The 17,920-nt window shown below is 60.5% G+C and carries 20 protein-coding genes; 11 read left to right on the top strand and 9 right to left on the bottom strand.

Translation table 11 applies throughout. From position 1 onward, the window contains the following. Positions 1 to 3 precede the first annotated feature (3 nt). The 6 genes from trbK-alt to NKH05_RS20335 all read left to right on the top strand — a co-directional run bounded on the left by trbK-alt (position 4) and on the right by NKH05_RS20335 (position 4,912). The gene (trbK-alt, locus tag NKH05_RS20360; protein WP_352589147.1) at positions 4 to 372 is read left to right on the top strand and encodes a putative entry exclusion protein TrbK-alt; all 369 of its coding nucleotides are present in this window, start codon (positions 4 to 6) and stop codon (positions 370 to 372) included. Beyond that, on the top strand, positions 369 to 1,733 hold the full coding sequence (trbL, locus tag NKH05_RS20355; protein ID WP_353025952.1) for a P-type conjugative transfer protein TrbL: 1,365 nt from the start codon (positions 369 to 371) through the stop codon (positions 1,731 to 1,733). Before trbK-alt ends, trbL begins: the two co-directional genes overlap by 4 nt. Continuing rightward, on the top strand, positions 1,730 to 2,416 hold the full coding sequence (gene trbF / locus NKH05_RS20350) for a conjugal transfer protein TrbF (protein WP_353025950.1): 687 nt from the start codon (positions 1,730 to 1,732) through the stop codon (positions 2,414 to 2,416). Before trbL ends, trbF begins: the two co-directional genes overlap by 4 nt. A 62-nt stretch (positions 2,417 to 2,478) precedes the next feature. Continuing rightward, the gene (gene trbG / locus NKH05_RS20345) at positions 2,479 to 3,477 is read left to right on the top strand and encodes a P-type conjugative transfer protein TrbG (RefSeq protein ID WP_353025997.1); all 999 of its coding nucleotides are present in this window, start codon (positions 2,479 to 2,481) and stop codon (positions 3,475 to 3,477) included. Then, on the top strand, positions 3,474 to 4,688 hold the full coding sequence (locus NKH05_RS20340; RefSeq protein WP_352589156.1) for a TraB/TrbI/VirB10 family type IV secretion system protein: 1,215 nt from the start codon (positions 3,474 to 3,476) through the stop codon (positions 4,686 to 4,688). The genes trbG and NKH05_RS20340 overlap by 4 nt, the downstream gene beginning before the upstream one ends. Beyond that, positions 4,685 to 4,912, top strand: coding sequence for a DUF2274 domain-containing protein (locus NKH05_RS20335; RefSeq protein ID WP_353025948.1), 228 nt, complete (start codon positions 4,685 to 4,687; stop codon positions 4,910 to 4,912). The genes NKH05_RS20340 and NKH05_RS20335 overlap by 4 nt, the downstream gene beginning before the upstream one ends. A gap of 441 nt (positions 4,913 to 5,353) precedes the next feature. On the opposite strand, the gene NKH05_RS20330 is transcribed toward NKH05_RS20335, so the two are convergent. Both NKH05_RS20330 and NKH05_RS20325 read right to left on the bottom strand, forming a co-directional pair. After that, positions 5,354 to 6,358 carry an ATP-binding protein gene (locus NKH05_RS20330; RefSeq protein WP_502896868.1) on the bottom strand — a complete coding sequence of 335 codons (1,005 nt, stop codon included), beginning with the start codon at positions 6,356 to 6,358 and terminating at the stop codon, positions 5,354 to 5,356. 221 nt (positions 6,359 to 6,579) lie between these two features. Further along, complete coding sequence (locus NKH05_RS20325) at positions 6,580 to 7,467, bottom strand: LysR family transcriptional regulator (protein WP_352589162.1); 888 nt, start codon at positions 7,465 to 7,467, stop codon at positions 6,580 to 6,582. 652 nt (positions 7,468 to 8,119) lie between these two features. On the opposite strand from NKH05_RS20325, the gene NKH05_RS20320 reads away from it, so the two are divergent. Both NKH05_RS20320 and NKH05_RS20315 read left to right on the top strand, forming a co-directional pair. Then, complete coding sequence (locus tag NKH05_RS20320) at positions 8,120 to 8,797, top strand: GHMP family kinase ATP-binding protein (RefSeq protein WP_353025946.1); 678 nt, start codon at positions 8,120 to 8,122, stop codon at positions 8,795 to 8,797. Next, entirely contained in the window at positions 8,794 to 9,840 is a 1,047-nt protein-coding gene (locus tag NKH05_RS20315) for a cysteine synthase family protein (protein ID WP_352857353.1), read from the top strand. Before NKH05_RS20320 ends, NKH05_RS20315 begins: the two co-directional genes overlap by 4 nt. Positions 9,841 to 9,885: 45 nt before the next feature. Here the strand turns inward: NKH05_RS20315 and NKH05_RS20310 are convergent, their stop codons facing one another. From NKH05_RS20310 to NKH05_RS20285, 6 genes are all read right to left on the bottom strand, one after another. Next, positions 9,886 to 10,617, bottom strand: coding sequence for an amino acid ABC transporter ATP-binding protein (locus NKH05_RS20310; RefSeq protein WP_352589168.1), 732 nt, complete (start codon positions 10,615 to 10,617; stop codon positions 9,886 to 9,888). Then, positions 10,614 to 11,270 (bottom strand): amino acid ABC transporter permease, encoded by a 657-nt coding sequence (locus tag NKH05_RS20305; RefSeq protein WP_352589171.1) that lies wholly within the window; start codon positions 11,268 to 11,270, stop codon positions 10,614 to 10,616. The genes NKH05_RS20310 and NKH05_RS20305 overlap by 4 nt, the downstream gene beginning before the upstream one ends. Positions 11,271 to 11,377: 107 nt before the next feature. Continuing rightward, positions 11,378 to 12,124, bottom strand: a complete 747-nt coding sequence (locus NKH05_RS20300) for a substrate-binding periplasmic protein (RefSeq protein ID WP_352589174.1) — start codon at positions 12,122 to 12,124, stop codon at positions 11,378 to 11,380. A gap of 157 nt (positions 12,125 to 12,281) precedes the next feature. Next, complete coding sequence (locus NKH05_RS20295) at positions 12,282 to 13,574, bottom strand: threonine synthase (RefSeq protein ID WP_352589177.1); 1,293 nt, start codon at positions 13,572 to 13,574, stop codon at positions 12,282 to 12,284. Further along, a complete protein-coding gene (locus tag NKH05_RS20290) occupies positions 13,571 to 14,764 on the bottom strand; it encodes a M24 family metallopeptidase (protein ID WP_352515857.1) in 1,194 nt (397 codons plus the stop codon). The genes NKH05_RS20295 and NKH05_RS20290 overlap by 4 nt, the downstream gene beginning before the upstream one ends. Beyond that, entirely contained in the window at positions 14,754 to 15,527 is a 774-nt protein-coding gene (locus NKH05_RS20285; protein WP_352846215.1) for an IclR family transcriptional regulator, read from the bottom strand. Before NKH05_RS20285 ends, NKH05_RS20290 begins: the two co-directional genes overlap by 11 nt. A gap of 158 nt (positions 15,528 to 15,685) precedes the next feature. Between NKH05_RS20285 and NKH05_RS20280 the strand changes: the two genes are divergently transcribed. Next, positions 15,686 to 15,952 carry a helix-turn-helix domain-containing protein gene (locus NKH05_RS20280; protein WP_352908441.1) on the top strand — a complete coding sequence of 89 codons (267 nt, stop codon included), beginning with the start codon at positions 15,686 to 15,688 and terminating at the stop codon, positions 15,950 to 15,952. Positions 15,953 to 15,980: 28 nt separating this feature from the next. Here the strand turns inward: NKH05_RS20280 and NKH05_RS20275 are convergent, their stop codons facing one another. Then, positions 15,981 to 16,196 (bottom strand): helix-turn-helix domain-containing protein, encoded by a 216-nt coding sequence (locus NKH05_RS20275; RefSeq protein WP_023679380.1) that lies wholly within the window; start codon positions 16,194 to 16,196, stop codon positions 15,981 to 15,983. A gap of 127 nt (positions 16,197 to 16,323) precedes the next feature. On the opposite strand from NKH05_RS20275, the gene NKH05_RS20270 reads away from it, so the two are divergent. Both NKH05_RS20270 and NKH05_RS20265 read left to right on the top strand, forming a co-directional pair. Then, positions 16,324 to 17,073, top strand: coding sequence for an autoinducer binding domain-containing protein (locus NKH05_RS20270; RefSeq protein ID WP_352515860.1), 750 nt, complete (start codon positions 16,324 to 16,326; stop codon positions 17,071 to 17,073). A 73-nt stretch (positions 17,074 to 17,146) separates the two neighbouring features. Continuing rightward, positions 17,147 to 17,863: an acyl-homoserine-lactone synthase gene (locus tag NKH05_RS20265; protein ID WP_352589186.1), complete on the top strand. Its 717-nt coding sequence runs from the start codon at positions 17,147 to 17,149 to the stop codon at positions 17,861 to 17,863. The last annotated feature ends 57 nt before the right edge of the window (positions 17,864 to 17,920 follow it).

The following is a 17,920-nucleotide window of genomic DNA, read 5'->3' as shown; positions in this document are numbered from 1 at the left end:
CGCATGGATCTCAAGATCGCCGCTCGGATGACAGCCGTTCTCGCCCTTGGCGCCGCCATGACCGCCGCCTTCATGGCGCTGCGCGGCGACGGCTCACAGGACGCGTCCTCCCCGCGCTCCGCACATCCGGGCGGCGAGCCGGCAAGCGTCGAACTTGCCCGATGCCGGGACATTGGCATGGCGGCGATTGATGACGACGCCTGCAGGAAAGCCTGGGCGGAAAACCGCCGACGCTTCCTGCGGCCATCTCGTCCCGTAGCGCCAAATGCGGCTCCGTCGATCGAAAAAGACCCGAGCCGAATGTTGCCGCTCCAACCGCCAACACCACCTCTCGCGGAAGACCGGCATCATCCGGAAACGGTGGCGCCATGAACGACACCGGCGTGATCGATCGCTTCCTCGAAACTTTCACCCGCTACATCGATTCCGGGTTTGGGCTGCTCGGCGGCGAGGTGGCATTCCTGACCTCCACGCTGATCGTCATCGACATCACGATTGGCGGCCTGTTCTGGGCCTGGGGCGCTGACGAGGACGTGCTGCACCGGCTGGTGAAGAAGACGCTCTATATCGGCTTCTTCGCCTTCATCATCGGCAACTTCAACCGTCTGGCCGGCATCGTCTTCGAGAGTTTTTCCGGGCTCGGCCTGAAGGCTGGAGGCTCGGCACTTTCAGGCTCGGCATTGCTGCAGCCGGGCCGCGTCGCGCAAGTCGGCATCGACGCCGGCAATCCGATCCTCGAGGCCGCCAGCCAGCTGATGGGCTACGTCTCTTTCTTCGAGAATTTCGTCCAGATCGTAGTGCTTATGATCGCCTGGGCCATCGTACTGATTGCGTTCTTTCTTCTGGCCGTCCAGATTTTCGTCACGCTGGTCGAATTCAAGCTGACAACGCTTGCCGGGTTTGTGCTGCTCCCCTTCGCGCTGTTCAACCGGACCGCCTTCCTCGCTGAAAAGGTGCTCGGCAACATCGTCGCCTCCGGCGTGAAGATCCTAGTGCTTGCCGTCATCGTCGGCATCGGCTCGGGTCTCTTCGGCGAGTTCACCCACGGCTTTGGCGCCGAACAACCCACGATCACAGATGCGCTGTCGCTTGTCCTGGGTGCTCTGTCGCTGATGGGGCTGTCGATCTTCGGTCCCGGCATTGCGACGGGGCTGGTCTCTGGTGCCCCGCAACTGGGCGCAGGTGCCGCTGTTGGCACGAGCCTCGCGGCTGGCGGCCTTGGCCTTGCCAGCGCTATGGGTGCCCGCGCCGCAATAGGCGGTGCTGCAGGCGCACTCAATGCCGGTGGACGCATATCGGCAGCAGCCGCACGCGGCGGCGCACACCTGGCCGGCAGCACTTCGGCCGCCTGGGAACTTGGCGCAGCCACATCCGGAAGAAGTGGTGCTGGCTCAATCGCCGCCGGCATGGCGGGTGTCGCCAAGGCTGGTGCCAGCGCTGCTGTTCAACCCGTCAAGCAGTCAATGTCGCGCGCCGCGTCAGCCCTGTCCGACAGCTACGAGGCCGGCCGTTTGGCAGCTTGGGCTGCGACGAATGGAGAACAGTCAGTGGGAAGAGCTTCCTCGGGTGACACCGCCGACTCCAGTGCGGACTCGCCGCCAACCTGGGCAAAACGCATGAAGCGCGGCCAGGCCATGAGCCACGGCGCCAGCATCGCCGCGCATTCAGTCCACTCCAGCGATCATGGCGGCGGTTCGATGAATGTTTCCCTCGATCAGGACGACCGCCGATGACCCCCTTTAAACGCCCTTCTGTTCGTTACGGAAAAACGCCTCATCCCGAGACGCCATATCAGCGTGCCGCCCAGATTTGGGACGAGCGCATCGGCTCGGCTCGCGTCCAGGCGAAAAACTGGCGGCTGATGGCCTTCGGCTCGCTCGTCCTGGCCGGCGGTTTTGCATCCGCATTGGTCTGGCAGTCGACGCGCGGCTCGGTGGTTCCCTGGGTGGTTCAGGTCGACAAGTTTGGCGAGGCGCAGGTTGTCGCCCCGGCCGTTGCCGACTATCGGCCGACCGATCCTCAGATCGCCTGGCATCTGGCCCGCCTCATCGAACAGGTCAGAAGCATTCCGGCCGACCCGGTCATCGTCCGCCAAAACTGGCTTCGCGCCTACGATTACACCACAGACCGCGGCGCCATTTCCCTCAATGATTACGCTCGCTTGAACGACCCTTTTGCCAAAGTGGGCAAACTCCAGGTCGCCATCGAGGTTTCCAGCGTCATCCGTGCTTCGCCGGATTCGTTCCGCGTCGCCTGGATCGAGCGCCGCTACGAGAATGGCAATCTGGCCGGCACCGAGCGCTGGACCGCAATCCTCACAATCGTGATCCAGCAACCCCGCAACGCCGACCGGCTCAAAGCCAATCCGCTCGGCGTCTATGTCAACGCCATCAACTGGTCGAAGGAGCTTTCATGATGCGTGCGGCACGAACAAGAACATCGGCGAGACCGGCCAGGCGCAATGCGCCCAAGGCGCGTATGCTTGCCCTGGCACTGCTGTCAGCAACGGCGCTCGCCGGCTGTGCTTCGAAGAAATATATTCCGCCGGAAATCGCCTACGACGATGCGGTGCCTGCCGTGCGCAGGGTCGATCCGCCTGGTCCGGTGAAGGTGGTGGAAGTGCCGAAACCGCTTCCGCTGCCGGGTCAGTTGAAACCGGTCGAGGCCATGAAGGTGAAGCCGGAACCGACCGATCCGAAGCAGCGGATCAGCCAGGCGAACGAGACAGCGAGGATGCAGCCGGTTCGCGACGGGTTCGTCAATGCCATCCAGCTTTATCCCTGGAGTGAGGGCGCGCTCTACCAGATCTATGCCGCGCCCGGCCAGGTCACAGACATCGCTTTGCAGCCCGGGGAGCAGCTTGTCGGCTCCGGGCCTGTGGCCGCCGGCGACACGGTGCGCTGGATCATCGGCGATACACAAAGTGGGGCAGGGGAGCGCCAGCAGGTCCATATTCTTGTGAAGCCGACACGGCCAGATCTCCAGACCAATCTCGTCATCAACAGCGACCGCCGCACCTATCATCTCGAGCTGCGCTCGACCGAAAAGACCTACATGGCTTCCGTCTCCTGGCAGTACCCGCAGGACCAGCTGATTGCGCTGCGGCGGCAGAATGCGCAGGCTTCCGCCGCACAGCCGGTCGCGTCCGGCGTCGACATTCAGAAGCTGAATTTCCGCTATCGCATCGAGGGCGACACAGCACCCTGGCGGCCGCTTCGCGCCTTCGACGACGGTGCAAAAGTCTATATCGAGTTCCCGTCAGGCATAGGGCAGGGCGAAATGCCGCCGCTCTTTGTCATCGGCCCATCGGGCGGCTCGGAACTGGTCAACTACCGTGCTCGCCAGAATTACTACGTCGTCGATCGGCTGTTTGCCGCCGCTGAATTGAGGCTCGGCGACAAGACGAGCGAGAAGCGCGTCCGCATCGTACGCACGGACGGGAAACGAACCTCGCCCAGCACCAGGCTGTTCCGATGAGCGACCCTGCAAATGTGCCCAACCAGGACATTCGAGCGGAACTGCGCCTGCGGCCCGAGCCGGCCAGGGTCACGCGATTGTCGCGCAAGACGCTGTTAGGCGTTGGTGGAATTGCCAGCGCTGCGATCCTCGGCACGTTGATTTGGGCGCTCGACACCAGACGGCGCGGGATCGAGCAACCGCCCGAGCTCTTCACCACCGAAAACCGCACGACAGCCGACGGGCTGCAGAACCTGCCTAAGGATTATGCTGGCGTTCCGCAACTCGGCCCCGCGCTGCCTGGCGACCTCGGCCGGCCGATCTTGCGTGCCCAGGAGCGCGGCCAGCCGGTTGTGCCGTCCAACATCAGTGCGCCGCGCGCCGATCCGGAAGAACAACGCCGACTGGCCGAGATCGAGGCCGCACGAGTGGCAAAACTTTTCACCGATACCAATGTGCGGCCAAGTCCGGTCACACAAGGTGCTGGTGCGGGAAATACCGTCGCAAACGCGTTGTCCGGCCCGATATTGCCGATAGAGGAGCCATCGCTCGAGCCTGGTGCCGCGCAAAACATGCAGGACCGCAAGCTCGCCTTCGTCAATGCCGAGCCAGAACGTCGCACCGTCAGTCCCAATCGGCTCGCCGAGAAAGCCTCGCCCTATGTGGTGCAAGCTGGTACCGTTATACCGGCTGCCCTTATCACCGGCATCCGCTCCGACCTGCCCGGCGAGATCACCGCTCAGGTCACGGAAAATGTCTACGACAGCCCGACAGGATCCAATCTTCTGATCCCCCAGGGTGCGAGGCTGATCGGCCAGTACGACAGCCACGTCGCCTTCGGCCAGTCGCGCGTGCTGCTGGTCTGGAACCGGCTGATCATGCCTGACGGCACCTCGATCGTGCTGGAGCGCCAGCAGGGCGCAGACGCTGAAGGATTTTCCGGGCTGGAGGACGAGGTCGACCGTCATTGGGGCCAGATGTTCCGGGCCGCAGCACTCTCGACATTGCTGGGCATTGGGACATCGCTTGGGTCCAGCGACGACGAAAGCGAAATCGCCAAGGCCATCCGCGAAAGCGCGCAGGATTCGGCCGCCAATATTGGCCAGCAGCTCGTACGCAATCAGCTCAATGTCCAGCCTACGCTCACCGTGCGGCCCGGTTTTCCGGTTCGCGTGATTGTCAATCGCGACCTTGTTCTTATACCTCACCGCACGCCGAAGGATCCATCATGACCAAGCTGAAACTTTCCGCCATTCCCGATGACCGTCCGGTCAAGATCACGGCCGAACTGCCTGCCGCCGTTCATCGCGACCTTGTCGCTTATGCCGATGTGCTTGGCCGTGAAAGCGGCCAGACAATCGCAGATCCGGCAAAGCTGATCGCACCGATGCTGGCACGGTTCATGGCAACGGACAGGGCATTCGGCCGAATGCGTTCCAAGACGAAGTCAGGGTAATCAACGGCAGCGATCGGCCTGTTGTCTGCTCGGCCTGACGGTTGTCCGCACTGAGAGCCACCCCGCATCTGCTCAAGATCAGCATTGCGGTCCGCCAGCGATCAAGGTCGCACCCTATGAAACCGGCAGACGAACACGAAGGACAGCAGGGCTGACGGACCTGTAGGTGGCCTCATCTCAGACCAAACAAACGAACCGTCGACCTCACCATCGCCTCGAGCCTGGGACGAGTGGGGTCTTTTGAGCCTCCGCTCTGACGGGATGAATACCAAAGCCATTTTATTATGCTTCGCCAAGCAGCGCCTGGCCTAGGTCCTGCAGGGGCATCGCTTCGACGCCATGCCGGAGCGGAAAACGCTCCGATCCCGGGAAAGACGACGATGCGCCGTGCCAGAGCAAGATCCTCGCAGGCCTGATGAAAACCCTTTTCCACCTTCGGCGTCAGGCTGCGCTTGACATGGCCCAGAGGCGTTGGCCCGGCAACGTGAGTAGCAGGTCGATCTCCGCGCCTGCGGTTGTTCGATAGAAATTGCTCAGCGTGCCGGCGGGGGCGGCGGCGGTCAGGGTTTCGATCACAAAGCCTTCCCAGGAGGCGCCGGCCACTGGGTGCCCAAGCACGTCTTCCTGCGTGGCGAGACCAAGCAGTGCATGGGTGATTCCGCTGTCGCGGACATAGACGCGCGGGGATTTCACCAAGCGCTTGCCGACATTGACATGCCAAGGTTCCAGCCGGCGAACCAGCAGGAGATCAACGAGTAGGGCGAGATAGGACGCGGCTGTCTTGGCGTCGACGCCGAGTGCGCGGGCGAACTCGGCAGCGTTGAGCAGGCCGGCTTGGTGGTGCGCCAGCATAGTCCAGAAGCGGCGCAGCGTCTCGGCCGGAATGCGCGGACCGAGGAGGGGGATGTCGCGTTCCAGATAAGTGCGGATGAAATCCAGCCGCCATCGCTGGCTGGCGCGGTCACTCGCGGCCAGAAAGCTGTCGGGGAAGCCGCCGCGTACCCATAGCGGCCCAAGGTGGGCGACGCCGACCTCGAGGCCATCGATCGGATGCATTTCGAGATAGGCAATGCGGCCGGCAAGGGTCTCGCCTGACTGCCTCATAAGATCGATCGACGCCGAACCTAAGAGCAGGAACCGGCCGGCTTTGCGACCGCCATGCCGACCGCGGTCGATCAGCCCGCGTAGGCTCTGGAACAGGTTCGGTAGCCGGTGGACCTCGTCCAGGATAACCAGCTTGTCCTGATGCTCGGCCAGGTAAAGCTCCGGCTCGGCAAGCCGAGCGCGGTCAGCGTCCGATTCGAGGTCGAGATAGATCGAAGGACGCCGTTCGGCTATCTCCAGCGCCAGGGTTGTCTTGCCGACCTGACGCGGCCCGAGCAGCGCCACAGCCGGCATGCTATCCAGCATCTCGGTGAGTTCTGTGCTGATGCGGGGTTCAATCATCCTTGCAAGTATGGTTCCAGTTTTGCAAGGAAGAACCGCGGCCCGGCGGCGCGAGACGGGCGGAAGGGGAAGTGGCGTTAAAGCGCGGACGCCTTGGTTAGATTGGCCCCGAACCGCTCAAACCGATGCTGACACGGTTCATGACAACAGACAGAGCGTTGCTAGGCCCCAACGCACTCTGAAACCGGGTGACTGTTCGGGTCATGCCGGTCGGATGACTGTCAGGACGAATACCGATCGCGCAGGAATGAGATGAAGGTCGGCAGGGCAGGATTGGCGTTGTCGGGACGCCAACGAGCTAAACTAGAGATCTGGATTGGTTTGCCCCCGATCCGCAGCTTACGACAGACCGCATCCTGAGGAACTCTGTCGGCATCTTGATCGTGGATCAAGGCGACTCCAAGCCCGTTTCCGACAAGGCGCAAAAGGATGCCCGCACTGACGTGATGTTCGACGATTGGAGGAAGCTGCACGCCGCGTCCAACAACGTCGGCGAGCAGAAATGCTTCGCCCTGGCGCACCAGCAATGTCTCCTGGTGCAACTCGTGCCACTCGATCACGGAACGGGTTGCCAGAGGATGATTTGAGGCAAGAACGATAGCCAAAGTGTCTTTCCATAGCGTCAGTTCGAATGCGCCGCCGCTAAATCGGGACGAGGAGGTCACGACGACGTCGACCTGCGTGGCACCCAGTGTAGCCTCAGGCGAAGGGTAAGGACTCTCTGTCAAGCTGACGGTCACATTGGGATGAGATTGCCCGAACTCGATGATTGCATCCAACGCTCGCCCGGCAAGGATGATCCCGTTGGAGCCGATGGAAAGCTTTTGGTGTTCATCTTTGATGCCGGTCCTGGCCAGGGTGAGAGTATTGTCAAGCTCGAGCAGAACGGAGCGCAGACGCTCCAGGAAGCGCTCGCCTGCCGGGGTTGGGCCGACGCCGCGAGCATGGCGATGAAATATCCTCGTTCCCATCGCATATTCGAGATCGCGTATGCGCCGGCTGAGCGCGGAGTGATCGATCCCTGCGCGTTGCGAGGCGCGAAGAAAGCTGCCCTCCTCCGCGACCACAAGCGCATAATTGAGGGTCGCGAGTTGGATGGAGCTCCGCATCTCTGCCCAAAGTCAAGTTGGCGACAAAACGCGTTTGAGCGTTTTTGGCCGCTGCGGGCTATCGCCAAATCTCAGTATTGACAGGGTGAGCAGTCCAATTCTCCTTACAAGAGCAATAATGAAAACACCGTGCATGACGCACTCGTTTCGGAAACAGTTGTCCGCATGGCCAACCGCGCTCGGCGAGTGCTGCTGTGTCTAGTCCAGTATTGGACGCCCAAACTGGTGGGGCGATCTTATCCGTATCTTTGCATGATGCGCTTGCCAGTGGCACTACCAAGATTTGGCGAGTGACAGCATGGATCAGTCATACGCATCATCTGTCAATTCCAGGTGAGGAGGTGACGTGGTGACAAAGACGGAGATGACGAGATCTGGCCATCGGACAAGCTCGAACAACATCAACAACGAGACTATCAGGCTGCCTCTGGCGGTAGGAGTCGGACGAGCGCACGCCCATCATGGGGAATTCCTCCAAGGCGTCTTTGAAGGGGAAAACGGAAGGCTTTGCCGCGGACTCGTAACCTTGCCGCTCACGTCGCAAGAGTCGCTAGCGACTTTCTGGCCGCATGAACAAAAAGGGATTCGACCGCGGCCCGCAAACCGGACCAAAGCGGCTCGCGCGGCAGCCCTCACGCTCAAGCATATCGGAATGGCTGATGGAGGTGGAGAGCTTACGATCGAAAGCCCTATTCTGATAGGGCATGGCTACGGTTCCTCGACCGCGGACGTCATTGCGGCGATTCGTGCGGTGGCAGCTGCAGCGTGCCTCACGCTGCGCCAGTCAACGATTGCGCGACTGGCGGTGGCCGCAGAAGGCGCAAGCGACGCCATTGCCTACGGCGACCAACCCCTCCTCTTCGCCCACCGGGAAGGCCGTACGATCGAACACTTCGGTGGCGAGTTCCCACCCCTTCTCTTGGTAGGTTTCAGGGACGGCAGTGCCCGGCCGATCGATACCCTAAGTATGCCGCGGGCACGCTACGATGGTGAGGAAATCGGGCTGTTCCGTGTTCTGCGGGGACTGGCGAACCGCTCCGTCCGGCAACAAGATCCCCGCCTGCTTGGACGTGTCGCAACCATCAGCGCCAGTATCAGTCAGAGGCACCTGCCGAAGGCATCCTTCAATACCGTTTTGGATATCGCGCGGGCGCATGACGCGTGCGGTGTGCAGGTGGCCCACAGTGGCACATTGATCGGGATCCTTCTCGATGCCACTTCACCCAGGGCGGCCATGCGCGCTGCTGAACTCGCAAGGCAGGTGAGTGGCGCAGGCCTCCAAGGTGTCCATACGTTTGCCCTCAATGCCGAAACGGGGCTAATCCAGTGAGCGCGGCGCAAGACTATTTGCGCGCCTACGAGACGCCGCGATTTGCCCAACTCGCACCTAACCTCAACGCCGCCTGCTTCTCCCTCATGAAGCTCATTCCCGCCCGCTTCATGGTCGATCAGGCGGAAACGTCAGGGCGCCTCAGGCGGCAAGGGCATATCATCGAAACGACGTCGGGCACATTCGGCCTCGCAATTGCCATGCTAGCTGCGGTTCGTGGCTATGCGCTTACACTTGTCACGGCCTCCAGCCTCATCGACCTGAAACTCAGGTGGCGACTGGAACAACTTGGTGCCAAAGTCATGGCCATTGACGATCCTCAAGGAGACGGCAATCAGCGCGGTCGGCTTCAGTATCTTCAGCAGACCCTGCAAGATAGCCCGGGCACGTATTGGCCTAGACAATACGACAGTCCGGAAAACCGCCTTGCCTACGCGCGCCTGGCCGACCTCGTAGTCCGCTCATTCGGCCGTATCGATTGCCTCGTCGGCTGCGTGGGCACTGGGGGATCGCTCTGTGGAACCGGAGGCTTTCTTCGTGAGCTCTTTCCTGATCTCAGGATGATTGCTGTCGATACCCACAGAAGCATGCTCTTTGGCCAGCCTGTCGGACGCCGCATGCTGCGCGGACTCGGCAACAGTGTTTTGCCGGACAATGTTCGTCATGAGATGATCGACGATATTCATTGGGTGGGCGCATTGCCGGCTTACGCAATGGCGCATGTGCTGTTTCGCGATCACGGGCTCTTCATGGGCCCGACCAGCGGCGCCGCAGCCTTGGTCGGCGCTTGGTTCGCCAGGCAAAATCCGGAAGCCTCCACCGTCGTGATAATGCCAGATGAAGGGCATCGTCATTCCGACACAGTCTACAACCCCGACTGGCTCGCCGGTTTGAAGGATTGGCCAATCTCAATTCCTCTTGAACCAACTGTTCTCACGCAAATTCGTCCGGCTGAAGAGACGGCATGGACGAGATTCCCTTGGAACCGCAGAACTTTAAACGCCGTCCTCGCAGGGCTGGACGACTTGTCCCCTACGCAGTAACAGGTCCGAATTCAGGCTAGGCGACAAACCAACATCGGCTCGGAGTCAGACAGGGTGCATGACCCGGTGAAGAAAATCCTTAGTGCGTTCGTGTTTCGGATGTCGAAGGAGCTCCTTGGCCGGGCCTTGCTCAACGATCCTGCCGCCGTCGAGAAAGAGGACGCTGTCGGAAACCTCGCGCGCGAACTGAATTTCGTGCGTAACGACGAGCATGGTCATGTTCTCGTTTGCGAGCGCGCGCATGACCTGCAGGACCTCACCGACCGTTTCGGGGTCAAGTGCGGAGGTAGGCTCGTCGAAAAGAATGGCCTGTGGGCGCATCGCCAGGGCGCGGGCGATGGCCACGCGCTGCTGCTGGCCGCCCGACAATGACGCGGGATAGGCATTCGTCTTGTCGGCCAAGCCAACGCGATTGAGCAATGCCACGGCCCGCTCGCGCACCTGGTTCCTATTTTCCTTCAGCACGTAGAGCGGGCCTTCCATGACGTTTTCCAGGGCTGTGCGGTGCGGAAACAGGTTGAAGCGTTGGAAAACCATGGAAACACGGGTGCAGATGGCGTGAACCTGAGGTGAGGCGGCATCCACCACGGTGCCGTCGATGCTGATGCGACCGCGCTGATAGGTCTCAAGCCCGTTCACACATCGTAGAAGCGTCGATTTGCCGGAACCCGAGGGCCCGATCAAACATACGACCTGTCCCTTGACGATCTCGGCGTTGATCCCCTTGAGGACTTCATGGGCGCCGAAGGACTTGTGCACATCGTCGAAGGTGATCATCCCGCCGCCCCAAGATAGCTCTCGACTCTACGCATAAACAGGTTCAGCGGAACGGTCAGGCACAGGTAAAGCAGTGCCACCAAGGTAAAAACTGTCATGTTGTCGAATGTGGACGACGCAAGCATCTTACCCTGCATGGTCAACTCCTGAACCGAAATCACCGACACAAGCGAGGAGTCCTTCAGCAGCATGATCATGTTGTTGGCGTAAGGCGGCAGGATAATCTTGACTGCCTGCGGCAGCACGACGCGGCGCATCATCAACGGACGCTTCATCCCGATCGATTTTGCCGCTTCGACCTGACCCTTATCGACCGCCTCGATGCCCGCCCGGAAGGTTTCCCCGAGATAGCAGGAGTGAGCCAGGCCCAGCCCGATCGTGCCAGCCTGGAGCGCAGTCAGGTTGATGCCGATCTCGGGCGCGACAAAGTAGATATAAAAGAGAACCACCAGCAGTGGTATGCCGCGCACGAAGTCGACAAGGAGCCGCGTCGGCACGGCGAGACAGCGTATCCCCGATGTCCTCAACAGCGCCCAGACAAGGCCGAGCGCCGTCGCCAGACACAGCGCAAGAAGGGTTATCACGATGGTCAGCCAAACGCCTTGAAGAAGAAGCGGTAGATATTCCGTTGCGTGCGCGATGAACTTGGTCATGGCCGGCTTCCTTTTGGCACGTACCCCGGCCGTCACAGCCGGTCATTCCGATGCAATCCTATGGCCCTGCCAGCCGGCGCTTGTTTCGAGGTCATTGCGGGATGGCTTCAGAGGCCATATTTGGCAAATATTCGGGTTAATTCGCCGCTTTCCTTCAGCTTGGCGATGGAGGCATTCACCTTTTCGAGAAGCAGTGGATTTTCCTTGGCAACCGCTAACGCGACTTCGCCTTTTTTCATCGGCCGATAGCCGTCGACGAGGCGAACACCCAGTTCGGGGTTCTTTGAAAGCTGATATGCGACGATCGGGGCGTCACCGAAGCCGGCCTTGATGCGGCCCAGAACCACATCACGCATCATGTCAGCGATTGAGTCGTAGAGCTTGACTTGACCGAAGACGCCGAGCGCTTCCAGAGCGTCAGCGTAGGTCGAGCCGATCTGCGCCCCGACGGTCGCACCTCTCAGCTCTTCGATCGTGTAGTTCTTGCTGTCGCCGGCAGCAACAAACATCGCCTCGCCATAGGCGTAAACCGGCGTGCTGAAATCGATCACCTGCTTTCGTTTGTCCGTTATGAACATGCTGGCGGAAATCAGATTGATCTTGTCGGTCGTCAATGCCGGGATCAGGGCTGGAAAAGCATTTACCTGGAAGTCGGCGGTCGTACCAAGGTTCGCCGCAATCGCACTTGCCAGATCGACCATCGCGCCAGTTGGCTTTCGGGTTGCCGTGTCCACAAACGTGAACGGCACCCCGGTCGGCGTGACGCCGACCCTGAGGGTTTCCTCAGCCATCGTCTGAGTTGCCATTGCGACACCGAGGGCTGCGAGCCAGCCGATGAGTGTTTTGCAAAGCATGAAAATTCCCCTTTCATGTTTGAATCGAGGTTCCGCTCGCTAAGCGAGTTGAATTTGCCTCTCGTGGATAGTTTTTGGAAGTCGCAATACCGCCCAGTAATGGACGAGATCAGTCGATCAGAAGTCGCATCTGTTCATGATCGTCTCTATCTTCTCTTCAGGACATCTTCGCCGCGCGTTGTTCATGAGAGGGCGTGAAATGGTCACAGTCCCCGGCCAGATGTTGCCACGCGTCGGCAACTGACCGAAACGATTGTGGTGCGTGGTCCGGGCCGGTCGAACGATCCAAATCCTTGAGGCCGCTCGCTGTCACGATGGCAACGACGCTGTCCGAGCGCGCGATCGTGCCCTCCCGTCTCAAGGATTCAATGGCCGCAAATGGCGTCACCGAGGCAAGCTCGGCAAACACTCCCTCGGTGGCCGCAAGCTGCTGCTGCATGTCTATCAGGCCGAAGTTGCCGACCGGCATTGCCATGCCGCCAGATTCACGCAGCGCATTGAGCGCCTGAAACGTGCTTCGTGTGGTGCCGATCGAGATGGCAAGCGTGTCGAAACCCGCGGGAACCTCGGCGACCAGATCGGCCTTGCCGGCAAGCGCTTTGGCCAAGGATCCGTGCACTTCCGCCGCCACGAGTCTCGGCAACCGATCGATCCTGCCTTGGCTAAGAAGATCCTTGAATCCCGCCCAGAGCCCGGCAAGCGCGTCGCCATAGCAAACAGGCAAGGCGCACCAGTCCGGCACGGCTCCGTGCATCTGTTCGACGATCTCGTAAGCCAAGGTCTTGTAGCCCTCGATCCCAACAGGATGACTGCCGACGACGGGGCTGTGAAACGGCGACGTCGCAAACCATCCGAGGCGCTCGGTACCAGCGGCCAGCAATGGCCAGCGATGGGACTTGTCGGCCAGGGATACGACGCTGGCGCCGTATTTGCGGATCTGCGCCAACATTGCGCCAGCAGTGCCTGAGAATGTGACAACGACGCATTTCAAGCCTGCCCGAGCAGCATAGGCGGCAAGTGAGGCCCCGGCGTTGCCCGACGAAGCCGTCGCCACGACGCGTGCGCCACTCAAACGTGCTATCGACACCGCCACGGTCGAGAAGCGGTCCTTGTGGGACCAGGTGGGGTTTGCGCCCTCGTCCTTGATAAGCAACTTGGGGACATCGAGCTGCTTCCCCAGCCTCTCGGCGCTCAGCAACGGCGTCAGACCCTCGCCCAGAGAGATTGCATCGCTGAGCGCACAAGGGAGCATGTCGGCGTAGCGCCAGAGCGAGGGCAGCGCGGCACCCGCTGCGGAAGCGGCCGATGTAGCTCCTGATGGATCGTAGACGACCCTAAGATTGGCTGGCGCTTCCGCACAGCATATCGGGCAGCCGCGAGAGTCGATTTTGGTATCGATCCGGAACAAGACGCCGCATCGAATACAGGAAAGACCTGCCGCGCGGTTCATGACGGCACCCGCGTGATTGCATCGCGCGTCTGCGTCAGCCGCTCCACTCCGCCCTGGCGAACAACAACCATGTCCTCCACCTGGAGGCCCCAGCGGCCGATTTCGTAGTAGGGCGTCTCCACGCACAGCACCATGCCTTCTTCAAGGACGTCTGTACTGCGCGCCGAGAGCGTCGGCGCATCATAACCATCAAGGCCGATGCCATGGCCGACGTGATCGCGCTCGTAGTGGGCAATTCCTTCGCGCTGAACCACACGCATCACCGCCTCGAAGAGCTGTGCTGCTGCCATGCCGGGCCGGATAATGTCGCAGGCGTGCTGAACGCCGCGCAGCAGAGCCTGCTGAAGCCGATGCGCCTGCGGCGGCGGCTCGCCCAGCGTGGCGATGCGGGCAATGTCGGCGCGGTAGTGCCGAAACCGGCCACCGACGTCGAAGCGGATGATTTCTCCAGCGCGCAACTTGCGGTCCGACGGCTGGACGTTCATGAGCGCGCTGCGCTCGCCAAAGCCGATGCATCCCAGTACGGGCAGGGCGCCTTCCTCAACCGTCTTGACATGAAAAGCACGCGCCAGGTCTGCTTCGGTGGCGCCTTCCCGAGCAACTGCGAGTGCTGCTTGAATGGAGCGTTCGGCAATCTGGGCAACTTGGCCGAGCCGTTCGATTTCATCTGCCGTCTTTACGGCACGAACCTCGCGAAGCAATGCGGTGGCTGGTAGGAACGACGCATTGGGAAAATGGGCTCTGAGGGTTTCCTGGTATCCTGGCGCGAGCCCCGCCTCGTCTATGCCGATCCGCCCACGGCCGAGCTTGGCTTCTTCCAATGCGGCGACCAAAGCCGCAATGGCATCGCCATGCCTCGGCAGGTCTCGAAGCTGGAGGTGTCGTTCATTGGCGAGGTCCACGGTGGTCGAGGAACCGACATTGGCGTAAAAGTCGCCATAGCGCCGAACCTTGCTTACCCACAGTTCCTGATCGGCAACGAGGTCGAGGGTGCTGGAGCTTGCGATGATTTCAGGCGTGCCCTTGTCAGGAGCCGGCCACACCACATAAGCCTGCGGGCCGCGACGGATCCATTGCGGCAGAGCCCAGAAGCCGCTCATATAGGTCACGTTTTCCGGGGCAGTCGCTATAATTGCGTCAAGCCCGACTGCCGACATGCATTGTTTCAGGCGCGCTTCGTTAAGCAGCATGATGGGAATCCCGAGCCTGTTTTGCTTCCAGAAAGCCGAGGCCGGTGGAAATGCGCGCCGCAGCCGCCATTACTGCCTCTCCAATCTCAGCGATCTCCACATGCGGTCCCACTGACCGGGGGTAGGCCGCACTTATAGCCGCGATGATTGTGCCTGATGCATCGCGAAGCGGTGCGCCGACCGCAATCAGCCCGGTAAAGTTCTCGTCCAGGGATGTTGTGTAACCAATGGGCTCGGACGCTCTGATTTGAGCAACGAGTTTGTGCGGATCGGTGACTGTGCGTACGGCAACCTGCTCCAGTGGACCTCGTCCAAGAATCCCAATGACCGCCTCGCCGCTCAGCTCCATCAGGAGCGCCTTACCCAACGCGGTGGAATGCAAGGGGAAGGTCTCGCCAGGTGAAGAACGAATGACGACCGGACTCTTGCTTTGCACTGTCAAGAGATAAATTCCGCAGCTGCCCCGCCTGATACCGAGGAATGCGTTGAAGCACCCTTCGGCGGCCAGCGCCTGCAGTTCGATTTCAGCCAAACCAACCAGGCGATCTCTGCCCAGGACCTTCCGCGCCAGCGCCAGCACGGAGTGACCCAGCCGGTAGCGCCGCGAGTCTGGCGACTGCTCGACATAGCCCTGCTCTGCCAGGGTATTCAGAATTCGCTGCACGGCGGGAGCACTCTGCTCAAGCCGGCGGGCGAGTTCGCGCACTCCGACAGCTTCGTCCGCTTCCTTGAGGACATTGAGAACCGCAAGCCCACGTTCCAACGAAAGATTTCCTGTCACTGACGTTCCTTATTTCGGAATGGCGTTCCTTAATATGATGAGAAAAGCAGCAAAGGCCGTGCCTGTCAATGACGAATGTTCATTATAGTGTGTCGTCCTAAAGTGTGCGCAGCGACGACCATGCCGTCATGGACCTACGGTTGGTTGTCGGCCTCAACGTACAGAGGATTCGGCGCGCACAGGCCCTCTCTCAAGAGGAACTGTCGTTCCGTTCAGGATTCACGCGCGCCTATCTGAGTGGTCTCGAGGCCGGCCGTCGCAATCCCACACTCCTGTCGCTCGCAAAGCTTGCCACTGCATTGAGCGTCGACATCGAGGAGCTGACGAAACGCCCCGGCAAAAACGCCCGGGCCCCAGCTGGCGATTGTGCTGTGGCGCCGCATGAGCGGCGCAAGGGAAAATCCTGATGCTCTCGGCGGCCTGCTGGCCAGTGCATCATGGCGAATTTCGACGGATGAGCTGCTCCACGTCAACTTGCAATGCCAACGCCAGTACCTCCAGCGTATCGACGGTCGGTGAGTTTTCCTCCCGCTCGAGCTTGCCGACATAGTTGCGATCGAGGCCGGCAAGGTCCGCGAGCTGCTCCTGCGACAAGCCCGTGCCTTGGCGCAGCAACCTCAGATTGCGAGCAAAAACAGACCTCAGCCTCATGCGGCGAGGCAGTCAGAACGCGCCCTTTAGTGCCACCTACTATAGTAGTCAAACGTCATGGCGCAGGTTGCGGTCGGACCTAAGTTTCTTATTGTTTCTTTGTCTCAGTACATTGAAAGGACGTGCAATGGCTGCGGTTCACGGGAGCGTTTTGCAAAATGAGCTAATACAAATTTTTGAAGCAACCGCGCAGATTGATCGTGCAACCAGCGCCACAGAAATCATTCGGCAACTGCGCAAGAGCATCGAACGTCACGGCTACGCAGCCTGTCTCGTCACCGAATTGCCACGCCAGGACACCGGGTCCCTGAATGAACACATCCTTGTGAACGGTTGGCCGCAGGAATGGTACGACCACTACATGGCTGCCGGACACTATCGTCATGACCCTTGCGCTGCTTTGTGCCGTGGTGCGATCGGGCCCTTCCTTTGGAGGGATGTCTATCACGACTTGACGAACAGCAATGCCAGGAGGGTGATGGATGAAGCGAAAGAGTTTGGTCTTTGCGACGGCATCTGCATCCCAATCCAGAGTGCGTTTGGCGATCCGGCCTGCGTAACGGTTGCTGGAAGCGAAATTGACTTGGCGCCGGCGGTGCGCCGTACCATTCATGCCCTTGCGCGCCATGCCTACTCGGCTGCCGAACGACTCGTTGGCAACTCGCGCAGGCGGCCGAGACAAAAGCTTTCCCAACGAGAACGTGAAATCCTGCAGTGGGTCGCGGGAGGAAAGACCGCATGGGAGGTTTCCCGAATACTTGGCATCTCGGAAAACACTGTGACGACCCACCTGCGCAACATCAAGCAGAAGCTCAGCACCGCCAACGTTGTGCACGCGATCGTCGAGGCTTTTCGCAGGCACGAAATCGAACTTTGATCCATCCCCATATCTGGGTATTTCCTGGGCAATCGTCGCGTGGTCGGATGGGGTTCCATCTCGAGGAACCGCAATGATTCAGGTCCATGTCGTCGACGCGTCAAACAGCTTTGCCTATCGAGGCGATCTCGACAGCTACTTTCGCCTGCGGCATGAAATCTATGTCGATGAACGTGGATGGCACGAGTTGAGACGCCCCGACGGTCGCGAGATAGACTCGTTCGATACTCCAGAAGCGATTTATCTGCTCGGCATCCAGCCAGGAAGAGGCGTTGTTGCCGGATCCCGTTTCGTGCCGAGCCTTCGGCCACATCTGATGAGCGAAACCTTTCCGCAACTCGCCGACGGTGGCGTTCCGCGCCGATCCAATATCTTTGAATGGACCAGGTTCTTCGTGGCGCGGAATCTTCGTGAGCCCGGCCGACCTTGCCAGGCAGCCGGCGTAATCTACTGCGGAATTTTGGAATTCTGTATTCAGCGACATATCAGCAATCTGACAATCGTGTGCGAGGAGTACTGGTTCGACCGCCTCGCATCGATTGGCTGGAGTCCGAAGCAGCTCGGGCCTTCGCTCGCACATGATGATATGACAATCATCGGTCTGATGGTTGATGTCAGCCCATCAGCCTTGAGCGCGACGCGACAATTCTACCGCATAACGGAGCCTGTGCTTTGGGCCGAAAGTGCAATCGGACAGCTCGCCTCACCGGACACCATCCGCGGGGGCGCAGCCATCTCTATCGGCCAAAACTTTGATCAAGGCTCCACAGCGCCACTCGCGACCGGCTGAAATCATGCTCTCCCAGAACTTGCGGCAACCATGGAATTGAGTGAATGACCTGCCAAC

Source organism: Mesorhizobium sp. M1399 (assembly GCF_040317735.1).
In the GTDB taxonomy this organism is placed as follows: Bacteria; Pseudomonadota; Alphaproteobacteria; order Rhizobiales; family Rhizobiaceae; genus Mesorhizobium.
This window is presented reverse-complemented; position numbering and strand designations above follow the sequence as displayed.